This is a genomic window from Mycobacterium triplex, assembly GCF_000689255.1.
Classification (GTDB): domain Bacteria; phylum Actinomycetota; class Actinomycetes; order Mycobacteriales; family Mycobacteriaceae; genus Mycobacterium; species Mycobacterium triplex.
In genome coordinates this window covers 2,770,489-2,786,818 of record NZ_HG964446.1, presented here as the reverse complement: position 1 = coordinate 2,786,818, position 16,330 = coordinate 2,770,489, and the positions used below count along the sequence as shown (strand labels likewise).

Sequence of the window (16,330 nt, the reverse complement as noted above, 5' to 3'; positions counted from 1 at the left end):
ATGATATCCACATGCACGCAATCGAAATCAGTGAAACCGGCGGCCCCGAGGTCCTGCGCTACGTCGAGACGTCCCAACCCTCGCCGGGGCACGGCGAGCTGCTGATCCAGTCCGAGGCCATCGGCGTCAACTTCATTGATACCTATTTCCGATCCGGGCAATACCCGAGCGAGTTGCCGTTCGTGCTCGGTTCCGAGGTGTGCGGCACCGTCGCGGCCGTCGGCGAGGGCGTCACAGAGTTCCGGGTCGGTGATCGGGTGGTGTCCGCCGCGGCGTCCGGCGCCTACGCTGAATTTGTCACTGCGCCAGCATATTTGACCGCCAGCGTGCCCGACGGTGTCAGCTCCGAGGTGGCGGCCTCGGCGTTGCTGAAAGGCCTGACCGCGCACTATTTGCTGAAGTCGGTGTATCCGGTGCAGGCCGGCGACGTGGTGCTGGTGCACGCCGGCGCCGGCGGCGTCGGGCTGATCCTGACGCAATGGGCGCACCTGCTCGGTGTCCGGGTCATCACCACCGTCTCCACACCCGAGAAGGCCGCGCTGTCCAAGAAGGCAGGCGCCGACGAGGTGCTCTCCTACCCCGACGACCCTGCCCGGTTCGGGCAGCAGATTCGTGAACTCACCGGGGGTCTCGGGGTGGCGGCGGTGTACGACGGCGTCGGCGCCACCACGTTCGACGCCAGCCTGGCCAGCCTTGCCATCCGCGGCACCCTGGCGTTGTTCGGCGCCGCAAGCGGACCCGTGCCGCCGGTGGATCCGCAGCGACTCAACGCCGCCGGCTCGGTGTTCCTGACCCGCCCCACGCTGGCCCACTTCATGCGCACCGGCCAGGAATTCAGCTGGCGCGCCGACGAATTGTTCGAGGCGGTCGCCGGCGGGGCGATCAACATCGAAGTCGGAGGCCGCTATCCGCTGGCCGAAGCGACACGCGCCCATCAAGACCTACAGGGGCGCAAGACCGCCGGCCCGATTGTGTTGCTGCCCTAGAACCCCAACGGTCAGGGACACATGAACGAGATCGGTGGGCAGACGAACGTGCCCGGCGGCAGCGGCCCCTCAGCGTAATTCCAGCCCGATATCTGGTGGAATTCGTGGCAGGTGTTCATGTCCCAACGCGATGCCAGATCACGGATCTGGCCCCACACCGGATCTCCCGGGCACCAGGTGCCGTGGCAGACCGGGTCGCATCGGAAGTCGGCATGCGCGGTTGCCGTGCCCGGCCCCAAGGCAGCGAGCCACATAGCGGCCACCGCGCCGAAGCCTGAAATCGATGCTGCGGCCAAAGTCCGCTTCACCGTTGTGACCATCTGTGTTTCCTTTCCTCGGGTGCCCGTCGTCGGGCATCGGAATCGTTGCGGTCAAGTACACGTCCGGCGCACCGCTACCGATCCCAAGAAGCCGCGATCAGGCCTTGGGGCAGAAGATGCCCAGAATCTGCTGGCAGTTGTCCTTGTTGATCAGGCCCGGCGGCGGCGGTGGAGGCGGCGGCGGCGGATTCTCGCCGTCCCAAATGTTTTGGGCCACATTGCCTTGCCCGAAGTAGACGTAGTAATAGGTATGGCAAATGTTGTTGTCCCACACCACCGGGTTGGTGACGTGGTTGCCGGTCGGCGGCAATGGTTGCCCTGGGCACCAGTGGCACGGCCCCGCCGGGTGGTCGTTGGGGCAGCCGGGCCAGGCGTCCAGGGGCATCGGGACGGGCTGGGCCCCGGCGATGGCCGCGGTCAGGCCGAAATCGGACAATGCCAGACCGCCCGACAGCAGCGCCGCGGCGATCACCTTCCTGACGATGTGGGGGTGTGCCATGGCGCCACGTCCTTTTCTGCATGCTTTGCTGCTGAGGCTCAGTATTGAGCTGCGTCCTTTGCGCTGCATAGGTTTTGGCTATGTGAATCAGCCAAGCCATCACATCCGCGGCGGCCGGCTACCGATCCCAAGAAACGGTGCCCACTTCGGCGGTGCCGAAGTGGCGGATGTGATTTACGCCGACGGGATCAGAGCAGCGTCGGCAAGGCGATCACCGAGTCGATCGCCAGCGCGCAGAACACCACCGCGAGGTAGTTGTTCGATTGCAGGAACAGCCGCAGCGGCTTGACCGGCTCGCCGGCGCGGACCCCGGCGTACAGCTGGTGGGCCATCGCCAGGAACCAGACCCCGGCCACCACGGCGACCGCCGCGTACAGCCAGCCGGTGGCCAGCGCCAGCACCATGGTCGCCAGCACGGTCAGCCAGGTGTAGATCAGGATCTGCTTGGTGACCTGACGCTCGGTCGCAACGGCGGGCAACATCGGCACGCCGGCCGTCTTGTAGTCGTCCTTGTACCGCATCGCCAGCGCCCAGGTGTGCGGCGGCGTCCAGAAGAAGATGATCGCGAACATCGCCAGCGCCGGCCAGCCGATGGTGCCGGTGACGGCCGACCAGCCGATCATCACCGGCATGCAGCCCGCCGCGCCGCCCCAGACGACATTCTGCGAGGTGCGGCGCTTGAGCAGCAACGTGTAGACGAACACGTAGAACGCGATCGTGGCGATCGCGAGCAGGCCCGACAGCAGGTTGGTCGTCCACCAGAGCCAAAAGAACGAGCCGACGGTGAGCAGCAACCCGAGGACCAGGGCATTCCGCGTGGGCACCGCGGCCCGGGCCAACGGCCGACGCGCGGTCCGCTTCATCAACTTGTCGATGTCGGCGTCGGCCACGCAGTTGAGCGTGTTCGCCCCGCCGGCGGCCAGCATCCCGCCGATCAGCGTGTTGAGGATCAGCAACGGGTCGACGTGACCCCGGTGAGCCAGCAACATCGCGGGAATCGCCGTGACCAGCAGCAGCTCGATGACGCGCGGTTTCGTCAGCGCCAGGTAAGCCAGCACCGTGCCTCGTATTCGGCTCGGCGCTCGGGTTGGCTCTAGGCGCCCGCGAACGCTCACGCAATAACTCCTCGGGTCGCAGCGGGGCGCAGGATCTACTACGCACGATGGTAGACCGCGTTGGCACCGCGTTCCGCCTCCAGGGTCTATTCACACAGAATTTCCCGACGGCGGCACTGCTCGCAAGCTCGGCGACGCTCGGGTGTCATGTCCGCGGAAGCGCGCAGGAATACCCCCGATCCCGCACTGCAAACGCTGCCACTGGCGCACTAGGGTGAGGATTGATCAGCGCAACACGCCCGGCCATCCCCAAGGACTGACGTCTGTGACCACACTCGAAGAGATCTCCACGCTTACCGATCCCCACCACCCCGACGATTGGACCGAGCTCGATTCGGCCGCCGTCGACACCGTGCGGGTGCTGGCCGCCGACGCCGTCCAGAAAGTCGGTAACGGCCATCCCGGCACCGCGATGAGCCTGGCGCCGTTGGCCTACACACTGTTTCAACGCGCGATGGTCCACGACCCCAGCGACGAGCATTGGTTGGGCCGCGACCGGTTCGTGCTGTCGGCCGGCCACAGCAGCCTGACCCTGTACCTGCAGCTGTATCTCGGTGGGTTCGGCCTGGAGCTGTCCGACATCGAGGCGCTGCGCACCTGGGGATCCAAGACGCCCGGACATCCGGAGTTCCGGCACACCAAGGGTGTGGAGATCACCACCGGCCCGCTGGGTCAGGGCTTGGCGTCGGCGGTCGGCTTCGCGATGGCGGCGCGCTACGAGCGGGGCCTGTTCGACCCGGACGCCGCCCCCGGCGAAAGCCCGTTCGATCACTACATCTACGTGATCGCCTCCGACGGCGACATCGAAGAGGGCGTGACCTCCGAGGCGTCTTCGCTGGCGGCCGTCCAGCAGCTGGGCAACCTGATCGTCTTCTATGACCACAACGAAATCTCGATCGAGGACGACACCAACATCGCGTTGTGTGAGGACACGGCCGCGCGTTACCGCGCCTACGGCTGGCATGTGCAAGAGGTCGAGGGCGGCGAGAACGTCGTCGGCATCGAGGAGGCCATCGCCAACGCCAAGGCCGTCGTCGACAAGCCGTCGTTCATCTCGCTGCGCACCATCATCGGCTACCCGGCGCCGAAGCTGATGAACACCGGCAAGGCGCACGGCGCCGCCCTGGGCGACGAAGAGATCGCGGCCGTCAAGAAGATCCTCGGGTTCGACCCCGACAAGACCTTCGAGGTCCGCGACGAGGTCATCGCCCACACCCGCAAGCTGGTGGATCGGGGCAAGGAAGCCCACCAGAAGTGGCAGTCGTCGTTCGACGCATGGGCGCAGCGCGAACCCGAGCGCAAGGCACTGCTGGACCGGCTGCTGGCCCAAAAGCTGCCCGACGGCTGGGACGCGGACGTCCCGTACTGGGAGCCGGGATCCAAAGCGCTGGCCACCCGGGCGGCGTCGGGCAAGGTGCTGTCCGCACTGGGACCGAAACTCCCCGAACTGTGGGGCGGCTCGGCCGACCTGGCTGGCAGCAACAACACCACCATGGATGGCGTCAAATCGTTTGGGCCACCGTCGATTACGACGAAGGACTACACCGCCGACTGGTACGGCCGCACCCTGCACTTCGGGATCCGCGAGCACGCCATGGGCGCGATCCTGTCCGGCATCGTGCTGCACGGGCCGACCCGCGCCTACGGCGGCACCTTCCTGCAGTTCTCGGACTACATGCGCCCGGCGGTGCGGTTGGCTTCGCTGATGGACATCGACACCATCTACGTCTGGACGCACGACTCGATCGGTCTAGGCGAGGACGGTCCGACCCACCAGCCCATCGAGCACCTGGCGGCGCTGCGGGCCATCCCCCAGCTGTCGGTGGTGCGTCCGGCCGATGCCAACGAGACGGCTTACGCGTGGCGCACGATCCTGGCGCGCGGCAACGGCAGCGGCCCGGTCGGACTGATCCTGACCCGCCAGGGCGTGCCGGTGCTCGAGGGCACCAGCTTCGAAGGTGTCGGGCGCGGCGGCTACGTGCTGGGCGAGATCGACGACGAAGAGCCCGACGTCGTCCTGATCGGCACCGGCTCCGAGGTCCAGCTTGCGGTAGAGGCCGCAAAGCTGTTGGCGGACAAGGACATTATCGCGCGGGTCGTGTCTATGCCCTGTGTCGAATGGTTCGAGTCGCAGCCGGCCGAGTACCGCGACAGCGTGCTGCCGCCGTCGGTCTCGGCGCGGGTGGCCGTCGAGGCGGGCATCGCGCAATCGTGGCACAAGCTGGTCGGCGACACCGGCAAGATCGTTTCGATCGAGCACTACGGGGCATCCGCCGACGCCAAGACATTGTTCCGTGAGTTCGGCTTCACCGCGGAGGCCGTCGCTGCCGCCGCGGAAGAAGTAGTCGACAACTGAGAAAGGCTGATTCAGATGACCCAGAACGCCAACCTCGCCGCGCTGAGCGCCGCCGGGGTATCCGTGTGGCTCGATGACCTGTCGCGTCAGCGGCTACAGTCGGGCAACCTGCAGGAGCTGATCGACACCAAGAGTGTCGTCGGCGTGACCACCAACCCGTCGATCTTCCAGAAGGCGTTCGCCGAGGGCGACTCCTACGACAGCCAGATCGCCGAGCTGGCCGAGCGGGGCGCCGACGTGGACGCCACCATCCGCACCGTCACCACCGACGACGTGCGCACCGCGTGCGATGTGCTCGCACCGCAGTGGGAGTCCTCCGACGGGATCGACGGCCGGGTGTCCATCGAGGTCGACCCGCGGCTGGCCGGCGAGACCGACAAGACCGTCGCGCAGGCCGTCGAGCTGTGGAAGATCGTCGACCGGCCCAACCTGTTCATCAAGATCCCGGCCACCGAGGCCGGTCTGCCTGCCATCACCGCCGTTCTGGCGGAAGGAATTTCGGTCAACGTCACGCTGATCTTCTCCGTCGAGCGGCACCGCGCGGTGATGGACGCCTACCTGGCCGGGCTGGAGAAGGCCCGCGAGGCGGGGCACGACCTGTCCAAGATCCATTCGGTGGCTTCGTTCTTCGTTTCCAGGGTGGACACCGAGATCGACAAGCGACTGGAGAAGATCGGTTCGCCCGAAGCGCTCGACCTGCGCGGCCAGGCCGGTGTCGCCAACGCCCGGCTGGCGTACGCGGCATACCAGGAGGTCTTCGAGGGCGGTGCCCGTTTCGAGGCTTTGAAGGCCGACGGAGCCCGGGTGCAGCGTCCGCTGTGGGCGTCGACCGGTGTCAAGAACCCGGACTACTCCGACACCCTCTACGTCACCGAGCTGGTCGCGGCCAACACGGTGAACACCATGCCGGAGAAGACAATTGACGCGGTCGCCGACCACGGCGTGATCACCGGGGACACGATCCGCGGCACGGCCCAGGAGGCCCAGGGCGTGTTCGACAAGCTGTCGGCGATCGGCATCGACGTGACCGATGTGTTCGTCGTGCTGGAGAACGAGGGCGTGGAGAAGTTCGTCGAATCGTGGACCGAGTTGCTCGACGAGACACAGAAGCAGCTGAATTCCACCACCAAATGACGCCCGGCGCTGATGGCGCGCAATGGCGCAACCCATTGCGGGACAAGGACGACAAGCGGCTACCCAGGATCGCCGGCCCGTGCGCCATGGTGTTGTTCGGCGTCACCGGCGACCTGGCGCACAAAAAGGTGGTGCCCGCGGTCTACGACCTGGCCAACCGCGGGTTGCTGCCACCGACCTTCTCGCTGGTCGGCTTCGGCCGACGCGACTGGGATCACGACGCCTTCGCCCGGGTGATCCACGATGACGTCAAGCAGTACTGCCGCACCCCTTTCCGGCAGGCCATTTGGGAGCGGCTGGCCGAGGGACTGCGGTTCGTGTCGGGCGCCTTCGACGACGACGCCGCGTTCGCCCGGCTGGCCGAGACGCTGGACAAGCTCGACGCCGAGCGCGGTATCGGCGGCAATCACGCGTTCTATCTGGCGATCCCGCCGAAGTCGTTCCCGGTGGTGTGCGAACAACTGCACTCCTCCGGTCTGGCCCGCCCGCAAGAGGATCGGTGGAGCCGGGTTGTCATCGAGAAGCCGTTCGGCCACGACCTGAAGAGCGCGTGCGATCTCAACCACGTAGTGAACTCGGTCTTTCCGGAGGAGGCGGTGTTCCGCATCGACCACTACCTGGGCAAGGAGACGGTCCAGAACATCTTGGCCCTGCGTTTCGCCAATCAATTCTGGGACCCGATCTGGAACGCGCACTACGTCGACCACGTGCAGATCACGATGGCCGAGGACATCGGGCTGGGTGGACGGGCCGGGTATTACGACGGCATCGGCGCGGCCCGCGACGTCATCCAGAACCACCTGATGCAGCTGTTGGCGCTGACGGCGATGGAAGAGCCGGTCAGCTTCAACGCGAAAGCGCTGCAGGCCGAGAAGATCAAGGTGCTCTCGGCCACCCAACTCGCCCAGCCGATCGACGAGACCACCAGCCGCGGCCAATACGTGGCCGGCTGGCAGGGCGGCGAGCAGGTGGTGGGATTGCTTGACGAGGAAGGGTTTTCGAAGGAATCCAGCACCGAGACCTTCGCGGCGATCACGCTCGAGGTGGACACCCGCCGCTGGGCCGGGGTGCCGTTCTACCTGCGTACCGGAAAACGCTTGGGCCGCAGGGTGACTGAGATCGCATTGGTCTTCAAACGCGCCCCCCATCTGCCGTTCGACGCCACCATGACCGACGAGCTCGGCGCCAACGCGCTGGTCATCCGGGTGCAGCCCGACGAGGGCATCACGCTGCGGTTCGGTTCCAAGGTCCCGGGCGCGATGGAAGTCCGTGACGTCAACATGGACTTCTCCTACGGCTCGGCGTTCGCCGAAGACTCCCCCGAGGCGTATGAACGGCTGATCCTGGATGTGCTGCTGGGCGAGCCGTCGCTGTTCCCGGTGAACGAGGAGGTCGAATTGGCTTGGCAGATACTCGATCCCGTCCTCGATCACTGGGCAGCGGACGGAAAACCCGACCCGTATGAGGCGGGCACCTGGGGCCCAGCCTCGGCCGACGAGATGTTGCGCCGAACCGACCGGGAATGGCGGCGGCCGTGATCGTCGATCTGCTCGACACCACCACCACCGCGGTCAACAAGAAGCTCGACGCGCTGCGCGAAGAGGCCGGCGTGGTGATGATGGGCCGGGTCGGGACGCTGATCATCAAGTCGGACAACGACACTTTGCTGGAAGAGGCGATCGAGGCGGCCAACGCCGCCAGCCACGAACACCCGAGCCGGGTGCTGGTCGTGGCGGCCGGTGATACCGACGGCCGTGACGCACGCCTGGATGCTCAGGTTCGAGTCGGTGGTGACGCCGGCGCCGGGGAGGTCGTGGTGCTGCGCCTGTCCGGCCCGCTGTCCGGTCACTCCGCGAGCGTCGTCATCCCGTTCCTGCTTCCCGACATCCCGGTCGTGGTGTGGTGGCCCGATGTCGCTCCCGCGGTGCCCGCTCAAGATCCGTTGGGCAAGTTGGCGATTCGCCGCATCACCGATGCGACCAACACCGACGACCCACTTTCGGTGATCAAGAGCAGGCTCCCCGGATACACCGCCGGGGACACCGATCTGGCCTGGGCGCGGATCACGTACTGGCGGGCGTTGCTCACCTCGGCGGTCGACCAGAAGCCGCACGAGAAAATCGAATCCGCGCTGGTTTCGGGTCTGCGCACCGAACCCTCACTCGACGTGCTGGCCGGGTGGCTGGCCAGCCGGATCGACGGGCCGGTACGCCGGGAGGTCGGCGAACTCAAGGTCGAACTGGTGCGCAAGACCGAGACCATCACCTTGAGCCGCCCGCAAGAGGGAACGACGGCCACCCTGAGCCGGACCGGCCGACCGGATGCTCTGGTTCCGTTGGCGCGCAGGGAAACCCGCGAATGCCTGGCCGAAGACATGCGCCGCCTGGACCCCGACGAGGTCTACTTCAGCGCGCTCGAAGGAATCGATAAGGTGCAATACGCGTGAGCACAACCGTTGAAGTCTTCCCGGACAGCGACAAGCTGGTCGAAGCCGCAGGACGCCGGCTGGTCGAGACCATCCGCACCGCCGTGGCGGCGCGCGGACGCGCCCTGATCGTGCTGACCGGCGGCGGCAACGGCATCGGGCTGCTGAAGTACCTGCGCGCCCAGGCCGGCCAGGTCGACTGGTCGAAGGTTCACCTCTTCTGGGGCGACGAACGCTACGTCCCGTTAGCCGACGGCGAGCGCAACGAGAAGCAGGCCCGCGACGCCCTGCTCGACCACATCGACATCCCGTCGAGCAACGTGCACCCGATGGCCGCCAGCGACGGCGAATTCGGCAGCGATCTCGTCGCCGCGGCGCTGGCCTACGAACAACTGCTGGCGGCCAACGCCGAACCGGGCGAGCAGGTACCGAATTTCGACGTCCACCTGCTTGGCATGGGCCCCGAGGGCCACATCAACTCGCTGTTCCCCGACACCGCTGCGGTGCGTGAGACCACCCGCATGGTGGTGTCCGTCGACGACTCCCCCAAACCACCGCCGCAACGAATCACCTTGACATTGCCCGCTATTCAGCGGTCTCGCGAGGTGTGGCTGATGGTGTCCGGGGCCGCCAAGGGCGATGCCGCCGCCGCCGCCATCGGCGGCGCCCAGCCCGTCGACATCCCGGCCGCGGGGGCCGTCGGCATCGAGACCACGCTGTGGCTGCTCGACGAGGACGCCGCCGCCAAGCTTCCCGGGCAGTCGGCCTAGGACCCCGCCCGCTCCGCCTTCCGGTCGGCGTAGCCGGCCGCATACTCGCCCAACCGCCGCGTGACCTCGCACCCGCAGCCCCGGGTCAGGTGGCCACGCCAGCCACCGTCACAGTGATGTCTTTGCACATCCAATTCGATGCTTAGAGGTTTTCCCGAGTTCCGTCGCGGTCATAATTACCGTCATGGCGGACAGAACGGCGCGCGGCGGGCCCGAGCGAAACCGGATCAAGACGCTCACCCAGGCGGCGTTGAACGCCGACAAGACGGTCGAGCAGGTCGAGGACGTCCTCGACGGCCTCGGCAGAACCATGAACGAGCTGAGCAGTTCCCTGACCCGGTTGAACGGCACCGTCGAGCGCCTGGACGGCGGCTTGGACCACCTCGAGGGAACCATGGAAAGCCTCGATGAACTCGCCAAACGCCTGATCTCGCTGGTCGAGCCGGTGGAGGCGATCGTCAAGCGCATCGATTACATCGTCGGCATCGGCGAGACGGTGATGTCGCCGCTATCGGTGACCGAGCACGCGGTGCGCGGGGTGGTGGACCGGCTGCGCAACCGGCCGACGCGATAGGCCGCGACCGGCGCCGACCCAAACCCCAGTCGACTACGTCTCGTGGTCCACGGCGTCGAAAACCTCGAGCGCGTGCTGAAACGGCTCGGCCGTGATTCCCCGATCGGTTTCAAATGGATGGTCGAGGGTGAAGACGATGCACAACAGCAGGCCGAGGAGCACCGCGATGGTGCTGGTCACCACCGCATGACCGACGGTGCTCTGCATGCTCAGAAACGCCGTGAGCCCGACCAACACAATCCCGCCGAATATCAGGCCCGCCCAGAGCAGCGGGGGTATCCGCGGCTCGGTGTCGATGATGCGCTGGGTACGGTCGGCCGCCAACGTGCTCAACTCGCTGAGATACTCCGCGTTGATCGGGCTGGACGCGGTGCCGGTCGGTTGGGTGCCGACGATGCGGTACATGGTGGTGATCGCGGATCGCGCGGTGTCGCTGGGAGCGTCACCGCTTCGGGTAGTCGATTCGCTCGACGCCACCGCGCTCGCGTAACTGCGCAACAGCTGCCGAAGCTGGGACCGCTCCGGTTCTGGCATCGCGACGGTCTGGCGGTACATCGTCGTCAGGGCGGACGCCTCGTTGGCGGCCACCACCTCGGCGGAGGAGAACTGTTGCCACGCGACGACCACGGTGAATCCGAGCAGCGCGCCGTAAACGAGCCCGACGATCGCGATGAACGGCGACATCGTCGAATTATGGTCTTGACCAACCTGTTTCATCGTCCGATTGGCAAATACTATGCAGCCCACCGCGATCAAAATCGCGCCGCCGACGACACAGAGGAGAAGCAGCCAAAGTGGTAGTCCGAGTCCGTCCAACGATCTCCCTGCCAGCTATCGCTCCGATGCGAAGGGACCGCGAGTTGGTCGGCGCACTTCGGCGCAATTCGGCCCGGCGCCAGCGTATTCGCGACCGGTGCGGCACAGCGCTCGGTTCAGCTGCTGTTAACCGCTATTTCTCAGCGCGCTTGCCAGCCCGTTCATCGTCAGCAGGATGCCGCGCTGCACCAATTCGTCGTCGTCTCCCGAGCGGTACCGCCGCAGCAGCTCCACCTGCAGGTGATTCAGCGGCTCCAGGTAGGGGAAGCGGTTGAACACCGAACGGGCCAGCGCCGCGTTGTCGGCCAGCAAGTCTTCGTGACCCGTGATCAACCGGTGCATGGCAATCGTTCGCTGATGCTCCTCGGCGATCTTGTCGAACACCCTGCGCCGCAACGACTCGTCGGCCACCAATTCCGCATACCGTGCCGCCAGTCCCAGGTCGCTCTTGGCCAGCACCTGCGCCATGTTGGACAGCACGCTGCGGAAGAACGGCCACCGCTGATAGAGGTCGTGCAGGACTTCGACTCGCTCGCTTTCGCTTTCGGGCCCGGCCGCGATCCACTGCGCGAACGCCGATCCGGTGCCGTACCAACCGGGCAGCATGACCCGCGACTGGCTCCAGGCCAGCACCCACGGGATGGCGCGCAGGTCAGCGATCGACTCGGTGGGCTTGCGCGATGCCGGACGGCTGCCGATGTTCAGCGACCCGATCTCGCTGACCGGCGTGGACGCCTTGAAATACTCGACGAAACCCGGTGTCTCGTGCACCAATTCGGAGTAGGCGTCCCGGGCCAGCGTCGCGATCTCGTCGAGCACCGCGTAGGCCGGCTCGGCCGCGTGGCCGAGGCCCTCCACGTCCAGCAGCGTCGACTCCAGCGTCGCCGCCACCAGGCTTTCCAGGTTTCGTCGCGCCAACAGCGGTTCGGCGTACTTGGCGGCGATCACCTCACCCTGCTCGGTCAGCCGCAGCGAACCGTTCACCGCCCCGGGCGGCTGCGCGAGGATCGCCTGATAGCTGGGGCCGCCGCCGCGGCCGACGGTACCGCCGCGACCATGAAAGAGCCGCAACCGGATTCCCGTCTTGCGGGCCACCTCGGCCAGCGCCAGCTCGGCCCGGTAGACCGCCCAGTTCGCGGTCAGATAGCCACCGTCCTTGTTCGAGTCGGAGTAGCCGAGCATGACCTCTTGGCTGTCGCCCCGGGCGGTCACCACCGCGCGATAGATCGGGAGCTCGAGCATCGCGTGCAGGATCTGAGCCCCGTTGTGCAGGTCGTCGATCGTCTCGAACAGCGGGGAAATGCCTACCGGGCAATAGGGTTCGGACCCGGAGACATCCAGCAGTCCCGTTTCTTTGAGCAGCAGCGCGGCCTCCAGGACGTCGGAGACGGACTGGCACATCGACACGACGTAGTTGGGCACCGCCGCCGGGCCGTACCGCTGGACGGCGAACGCGGCGGCCTCGACCACACTCAATTCCTTATGAGCCAGTTCCGACAGCCGCGCGCGGTCGGACAGCAGTGGTCGCCGCGTGCTCAATTCGCCGGCCAACAGCTCGACCCGCTCGTCTTCGGGCAGCGAGCGATAGTCCGCATGCACGCCGGCCCAGGCCAGCAGCTCGCCGACCACTTCCTCATGCACGTCGGAGTTTTGCCGCATGTCCAGACCGCTCAGGTGAAACCCGAAGACGTGCACGCCTTCTCGTAACAGCCCCAGCCGGTCCTCGGCCAGCAGTGCGCTGCCGTGGGTGCGCAGCGAAGCGTCGACGATGTCCAGATCGGCCCGCAGGTCGTCCGGCGTGGCGTACGGCGCCAACCCCAGGTCGAGCAGGTGCTGCGGTTCGTCGTCCAGGATCTCGCCGGCCGTGGCGCTGAGCCGGGCACGTATCACCCGCACGGCCCGCCGATACGGTTCGTCGGCCCGGGCCCGTTCCGGGCAGCTCTGCTCCAGCTTCGTCAATTCCGTTGTGACACTGACCAATCGGGCGGACATCGAGAGCTCCTGCTCGAGATCGGTCAGCTCGGACAGGTAATGCGCCAGCGCGGTGAACGCGGCGCTGCCGGTGGCCCGCCGCACCACCTCGGCGGTCACGTTCGGGTTCCCGTCGCGGTCGCCCCCGATCCACGAGCCCGGCTGCAGGATGGGCGCCGACAGCAGCTCGGCGTCGGGCCAACGGGCGCGCAGCGCGTCGCGCACCTCGGAGTTGACCTGCGGGATCACCTCGAACAGCGCAGCCTGGTAATACCGCAGGCCGACGTCGATTTCGTCGGTGATCTGCAGCCGGTGCAGCCGGATCAGCGCCGTCTGCCACAGCGTGAGCACCTGGCGGCGCAGCTCGCGGTCGATGCTGCGGCCCTCGCTGGTCTCCCGGTGGCCCTCGGCGTGCAGCCGCATCAGCTCGGTGATCCGGTGCTGCGCGACGAAGACGGTGCGCCGACGGGTCTCGGTGGGGTGGGCGGTGATGACCGGAGAAACCAGCGCACCCCGCAGCGCCTCGGCCACGGTGGCCGAATCCAGTTCCGCGGAGTCGAGTTTCGCGTAGGTGGCGGCCAGGCTGCTGTCCTGCGGTGGTTCGCCCGCGTCGACGTGAACATGACGCCGGCGTTCGCGGTGGATGTCCTCGGCGACGTTGGCCAGCAGCGCGAAGTGGCTGAATGCCCGGATGATCGGGATCGCCAAGTTAATGTCGATGCCGTCGAACATGTGGGAGATCTCGGCCCGGTCGATCTCGGAGCGACGCACCCGGAAGGACTCCACCCGCGCGCGTTCGACCAAGTCGAATACCTCGTCGCCGTTCTGCTCGCGCACGGTGTCGCCGAGGATGCTGCCCAGCATCCTGATGTCGGCGCGCATCGGCTCGGTCGCCTCGCGCCCGACCCGGGTCCGCTGCACGGCACCGATCGGCGCCAGCGCGGCCTCAGAAACAGGCTCAGAAACAGGCTCAGAAACCTCAACCATGCGATCCAGTATCAGGGCGGATCGGCTGGCCCGCCTGCCGACGGGAATGCGTCAGCGGTACTTGATCTGCAGCGCCATGCCGATGATGCACACCAGCCAGATGCCGACCACGAACACCGTCAGCCGGTCCAGGTTCTTCTCCACCACGGTGGACCCGGACAGGCTGGACTGCACACCACCACCGAACAGCGTGGACAGCCCGCCACCCTTGGCGCGGTGCAGCAGCACCAGCAGCACCACCAGGATGCTGGTGACCACCAGGGTGATCTGTAGGGCCAAAACCATGACGGACAGCTTACCGGTTGCCGCTCGGCCGGCCGTAACCGACGCTCGGAGTGCTCAGGGCAGCGGACCACCGGCGGCGATGGCGGCGAGCGTCGCGAATTGCTCGCCCTCCAGCGACGCTCCCCCGACCAGCCCGCCGTCGACGTCGTCCTGCGCGACGATCTCGCCGACGTTCTTGGCGTTCACCGAGCCGCCGTAGAGCACCCGCACGGTCTCGGCGATCTGGGGTGACGCCAGCTCGCCCAGCTGCGCGCGGATCGCCGCACAGACCTCCTGGGCGTCCTCGGCACTGGCCACCCGGCCGGTGCCGATCGCCCACACGGGCTCGTAGGCGATGACGACCTGGCCGATCTGCTCGGCCGACAGCCCGGCCAGCGACTCGCGCACCTGCGCCGCACAGTGGCTGACGTGCTTGCCGGCCTCACGGATGTCGAGGTGCTCGCCGACGCACACGATCGGGGTCAGGCCGTTCTTGAGTGCGGCCGCGGCCTTGGCGGCCACCAGCGCGTCGTCCTCGTTGTGGTAGGTGCGCCGTTCGGAGTGCCCGACGACGACGAACGTGCAGCCCAGCTTGGCCAGGAAGGTGCCGCTGATGTCGCCGGTGTAGGCGCCGGACTCGTGCGGGGACAGGTCCTGGGCACCGTAGGTCAACCGCAGCTTGTCGCCGTCGACCAGCGTCTGCACACTGCGCAGGTTGGTGAACGGCGGCAGCACCGTGACGTCGACCTTGTCAAAGTACTTGTCCGGCAACGCGAATGCGATCTTCTGCACCAGCGCGATGGCCTCGAAGTGGTTGAGGTTCATCTTCCAGTTGCCGGCGATCAGCGGCTTACGGCTCACTTCTGCTCCCCTTCGCTCGGCTGCGGGCGACTCAACACCTCGATGCCCGGTAGCTGCTTGCCCTCCAGGTATTCCAGCGATGCGCCGCCGCCGGTGGATATGTGCGAGAAGTCGTCCTCGGGAATGCCGAGCGCGCGCACGGCCGCCGCGGAATCACCACCGCCCACCACGCTGAAGGCGCCCTTGCCGGTCGCCGCGACGATCGCCTCGGCGACACCGCGGGTGCCGGCGGCGAACCCCGGGAATTCGAAGACGCCCATCGGGCCGTTCCAGAACACCGTCTGGGCGTTGGACAGCAGCGCCGCAAAGCGTTTCACCGACCCGGGCCCGATGTCCAGACCCATCTGGTCATCCGGGATGGCGTCAGCCGCGACCGTTTGCGGTGACGCATCGGCGGCGAATTTGTCGCCGACCACGATGTCCATCGGCAGACGCAATACGTCGACGTAGGTGTCCAGCAGCCGGCGGCAGGTCTCGACCATGTCCTCTTCGAGCAGCGATTTGCCCACCGAAAAGCCTTCTGCGGCAAGGAAGGTGAAGCACATCCCGCCGCCGATCACGATGCTGTCGGCCTTGGTCGCCAGCGACTCGATGACGCCGAGCTTGTCGGACACCTTCGACCCGCCGAGCACCACCGCGTAGGGCCGGGTGGTCGAGCTGGTCAACTGCTCCAGCACCCGGATCTCGTCGGCCACAAGTGTGCCGGCGTAGTGCGGCAGCAGCGTGGCGACGTCGTAGACCGAGGCCTGCTTGCGATGGACCACGCCGAAGCCGTCGGAGACGAAAGCACCTCCCGGCCACACCAATTCGGCCAGTTTCTTGGCCAACACCAGCCGCTCGGCGTCGTCTTTACTGGTCTCGCGGGCGTCGAAGCGGATGTTCTCCAGCAACATGATGTCGCCGTCGGTCAGCCCCTCGGCACGCGCCAACGCGTCGGTACCGACGACTCCGGTTTGATCGAAGCCCGCCAGCTGCACGTGCCGGCCCAGTTGCTCGCCGAGTGCGGCCGCGACCGGCGCCAGCGACAGCTTCGGGTCGGGCCCGTCCTTGGGGCGACCCAGGTGCGCGGCCACCACCACCTTGGCGCCGCCGTCCAGCAGCGCCTTCAGCGTCGGGACCGACGCGGTGATCCGACCCGGGTCGGTGATCTCGCCGGTATCGTTGAGCGGGACGTTGAGGTCGGAACGCACCAGCACGGCACGGCCCGAAACACCCTCGGACAGAAGGTCTTCGAGGTTTGGGACGGCCACGA

Annotated in this window: 15 protein-coding genes; 7 read left to right on the top strand and 8 right to left on the bottom strand. The window is 66.9% G+C overall.

The genetic code is table 11. The annotated features are described in order from the left end of the window. The first annotated feature begins 11 nt into the window (after positions 1-11). On the top strand, positions 12-986 hold the full coding sequence (locus BN973_RS13085; protein ID WP_036468647.1) for a quinone oxidoreductase family protein: 975 nt from the start codon (positions 12-14) through the stop codon (positions 984-986). 11 nt (positions 987-997) lie between these two features. Here the strand turns inward: BN973_RS13085 and BN973_RS13080 are convergent, their stop codons facing one another. The 3 genes from BN973_RS13080 to BN973_RS13070 all read right to left on the bottom strand — a co-directional run bounded on the left by BN973_RS13080 (position 998) and on the right by BN973_RS13070 (position 2,920). Beyond that, positions 998-1,306: a hypothetical protein gene (locus BN973_RS13080; RefSeq protein WP_036468646.1), complete on the bottom strand. Its 309-nt coding sequence runs from the start codon at positions 1,304-1,306 to the stop codon at positions 998-1,000. Between the two features lie 97 nt (positions 1,307-1,403). Beyond that, positions 1,404-1,805, bottom strand: a complete 402-nt coding sequence (locus BN973_RS13075) for a hypothetical protein (RefSeq protein ID WP_139830214.1) — start codon at positions 1,803-1,805, stop codon at positions 1,404-1,406. A 188-nt stretch (positions 1,806-1,993) separates the two neighbouring features. Further along, positions 1,994-2,920 (bottom strand): heme o synthase, encoded by a 927-nt coding sequence (locus BN973_RS13070; protein WP_036468644.1) that lies wholly within the window; start codon positions 2,918-2,920, stop codon positions 1,994-1,996. A 265-nt stretch (positions 2,921-3,185) separates the two neighbouring features. Here BN973_RS13070 and tkt point away from each other — a divergent pair, with 265 nt between their 5' ends. From tkt to BN973_RS13040, 6 genes are all read left to right on the top strand, one after another. Beyond that, positions 3,186-5,276 carry a transketolase gene (gene tkt, locus BN973_RS13065; RefSeq protein ID WP_036468642.1) on the top strand — a complete coding sequence of 697 codons (2,091 nt, stop codon included), beginning with the start codon at positions 3,186-3,188 and terminating at the stop codon, positions 5,274-5,276. A 15-nt stretch (positions 5,277-5,291) separates the two neighbouring features. Then, positions 5,292-6,410, top strand: coding sequence for a transaldolase (gene tal, locus BN973_RS13060; protein ID WP_036468641.1), 1,119 nt, complete (start codon positions 5,292-5,294; stop codon positions 6,408-6,410). Next, on the top strand, positions 6,407-7,948 hold the full coding sequence (zwf, locus tag BN973_RS13055) for a glucose-6-phosphate dehydrogenase (RefSeq protein WP_036468639.1): 1,542 nt from the start codon (positions 6,407-6,409) through the stop codon (positions 7,946-7,948). Before tal ends, zwf begins: the two co-directional genes overlap by 4 nt. Continuing rightward, the gene (gene opcA / locus BN973_RS13050) at positions 7,945-8,856 is read left to right on the top strand and encodes a glucose-6-phosphate dehydrogenase assembly protein OpcA (RefSeq protein WP_036472360.1); all 912 of its coding nucleotides are present in this window, start codon (positions 7,945-7,947) and stop codon (positions 8,854-8,856) included. Before zwf ends, opcA begins: the two co-directional genes overlap by 4 nt. Next, positions 8,853-9,605: a 6-phosphogluconolactonase gene (gene pgl, locus BN973_RS13045; RefSeq protein WP_036468637.1), complete on the top strand. Its 753-nt coding sequence runs from the start codon at positions 8,853-8,855 to the stop codon at positions 9,603-9,605. The genes opcA and pgl overlap by 4 nt, the downstream gene beginning before the upstream one ends. 175 nt (positions 9,606-9,780) lie before the next feature. Further along, positions 9,781-10,179, top strand: coding sequence for an ATPase (locus BN973_RS13040; protein WP_036468635.1), 399 nt, complete (start codon positions 9,781-9,783; stop codon positions 10,177-10,179). Between the two features lie 33 nt (positions 10,180-10,212). Here BN973_RS13040 and BN973_RS13035 read toward each other — a convergent pair whose 3' ends face one another. From BN973_RS13035 to BN973_RS13015, 5 genes are all read right to left on the bottom strand, one after another. Next, positions 10,213-10,995, bottom strand: coding sequence for a bestrophin-like domain (locus BN973_RS13035; RefSeq protein ID WP_036468634.1), 783 nt, complete (start codon positions 10,993-10,995; stop codon positions 10,213-10,215). Positions 10,996-11,121: 126 nt separating this feature from the next. Beyond that, positions 11,122-13,953 (bottom strand): phosphoenolpyruvate carboxylase, encoded by a 2,832-nt coding sequence (ppc, locus tag BN973_RS13030; RefSeq protein WP_036468632.1) that lies wholly within the window; start codon positions 13,951-13,953, stop codon positions 11,122-11,124. A 51-nt stretch (positions 13,954-14,004) separates the two neighbouring features. Then, the gene (secG, locus tag BN973_RS13025; RefSeq protein ID WP_036468630.1) at positions 14,005-14,238 is read right to left on the bottom strand and encodes a preprotein translocase subunit SecG; all 234 of its coding nucleotides are present in this window, start codon (positions 14,236-14,238) and stop codon (positions 14,005-14,007) included. A gap of 54 nt (positions 14,239-14,292) precedes the next feature. Beyond that, positions 14,293-15,078: a triose-phosphate isomerase gene (tpiA, locus tag BN973_RS13020; protein ID WP_036468628.1), complete on the bottom strand. Its 786-nt coding sequence runs from the start codon at positions 15,076-15,078 to the stop codon at positions 14,293-14,295. Beyond that, on the bottom strand, positions 15,075-16,328 hold the full coding sequence (locus tag BN973_RS13015) for a phosphoglycerate kinase (RefSeq protein WP_036468627.1): 1,254 nt from the start codon (positions 16,326-16,328) through the stop codon (positions 15,075-15,077). Before BN973_RS13015 ends, tpiA begins: the two co-directional genes overlap by 4 nt. Between the last annotated feature and the right edge of the window lie 2 nt (positions 16,329-16,330).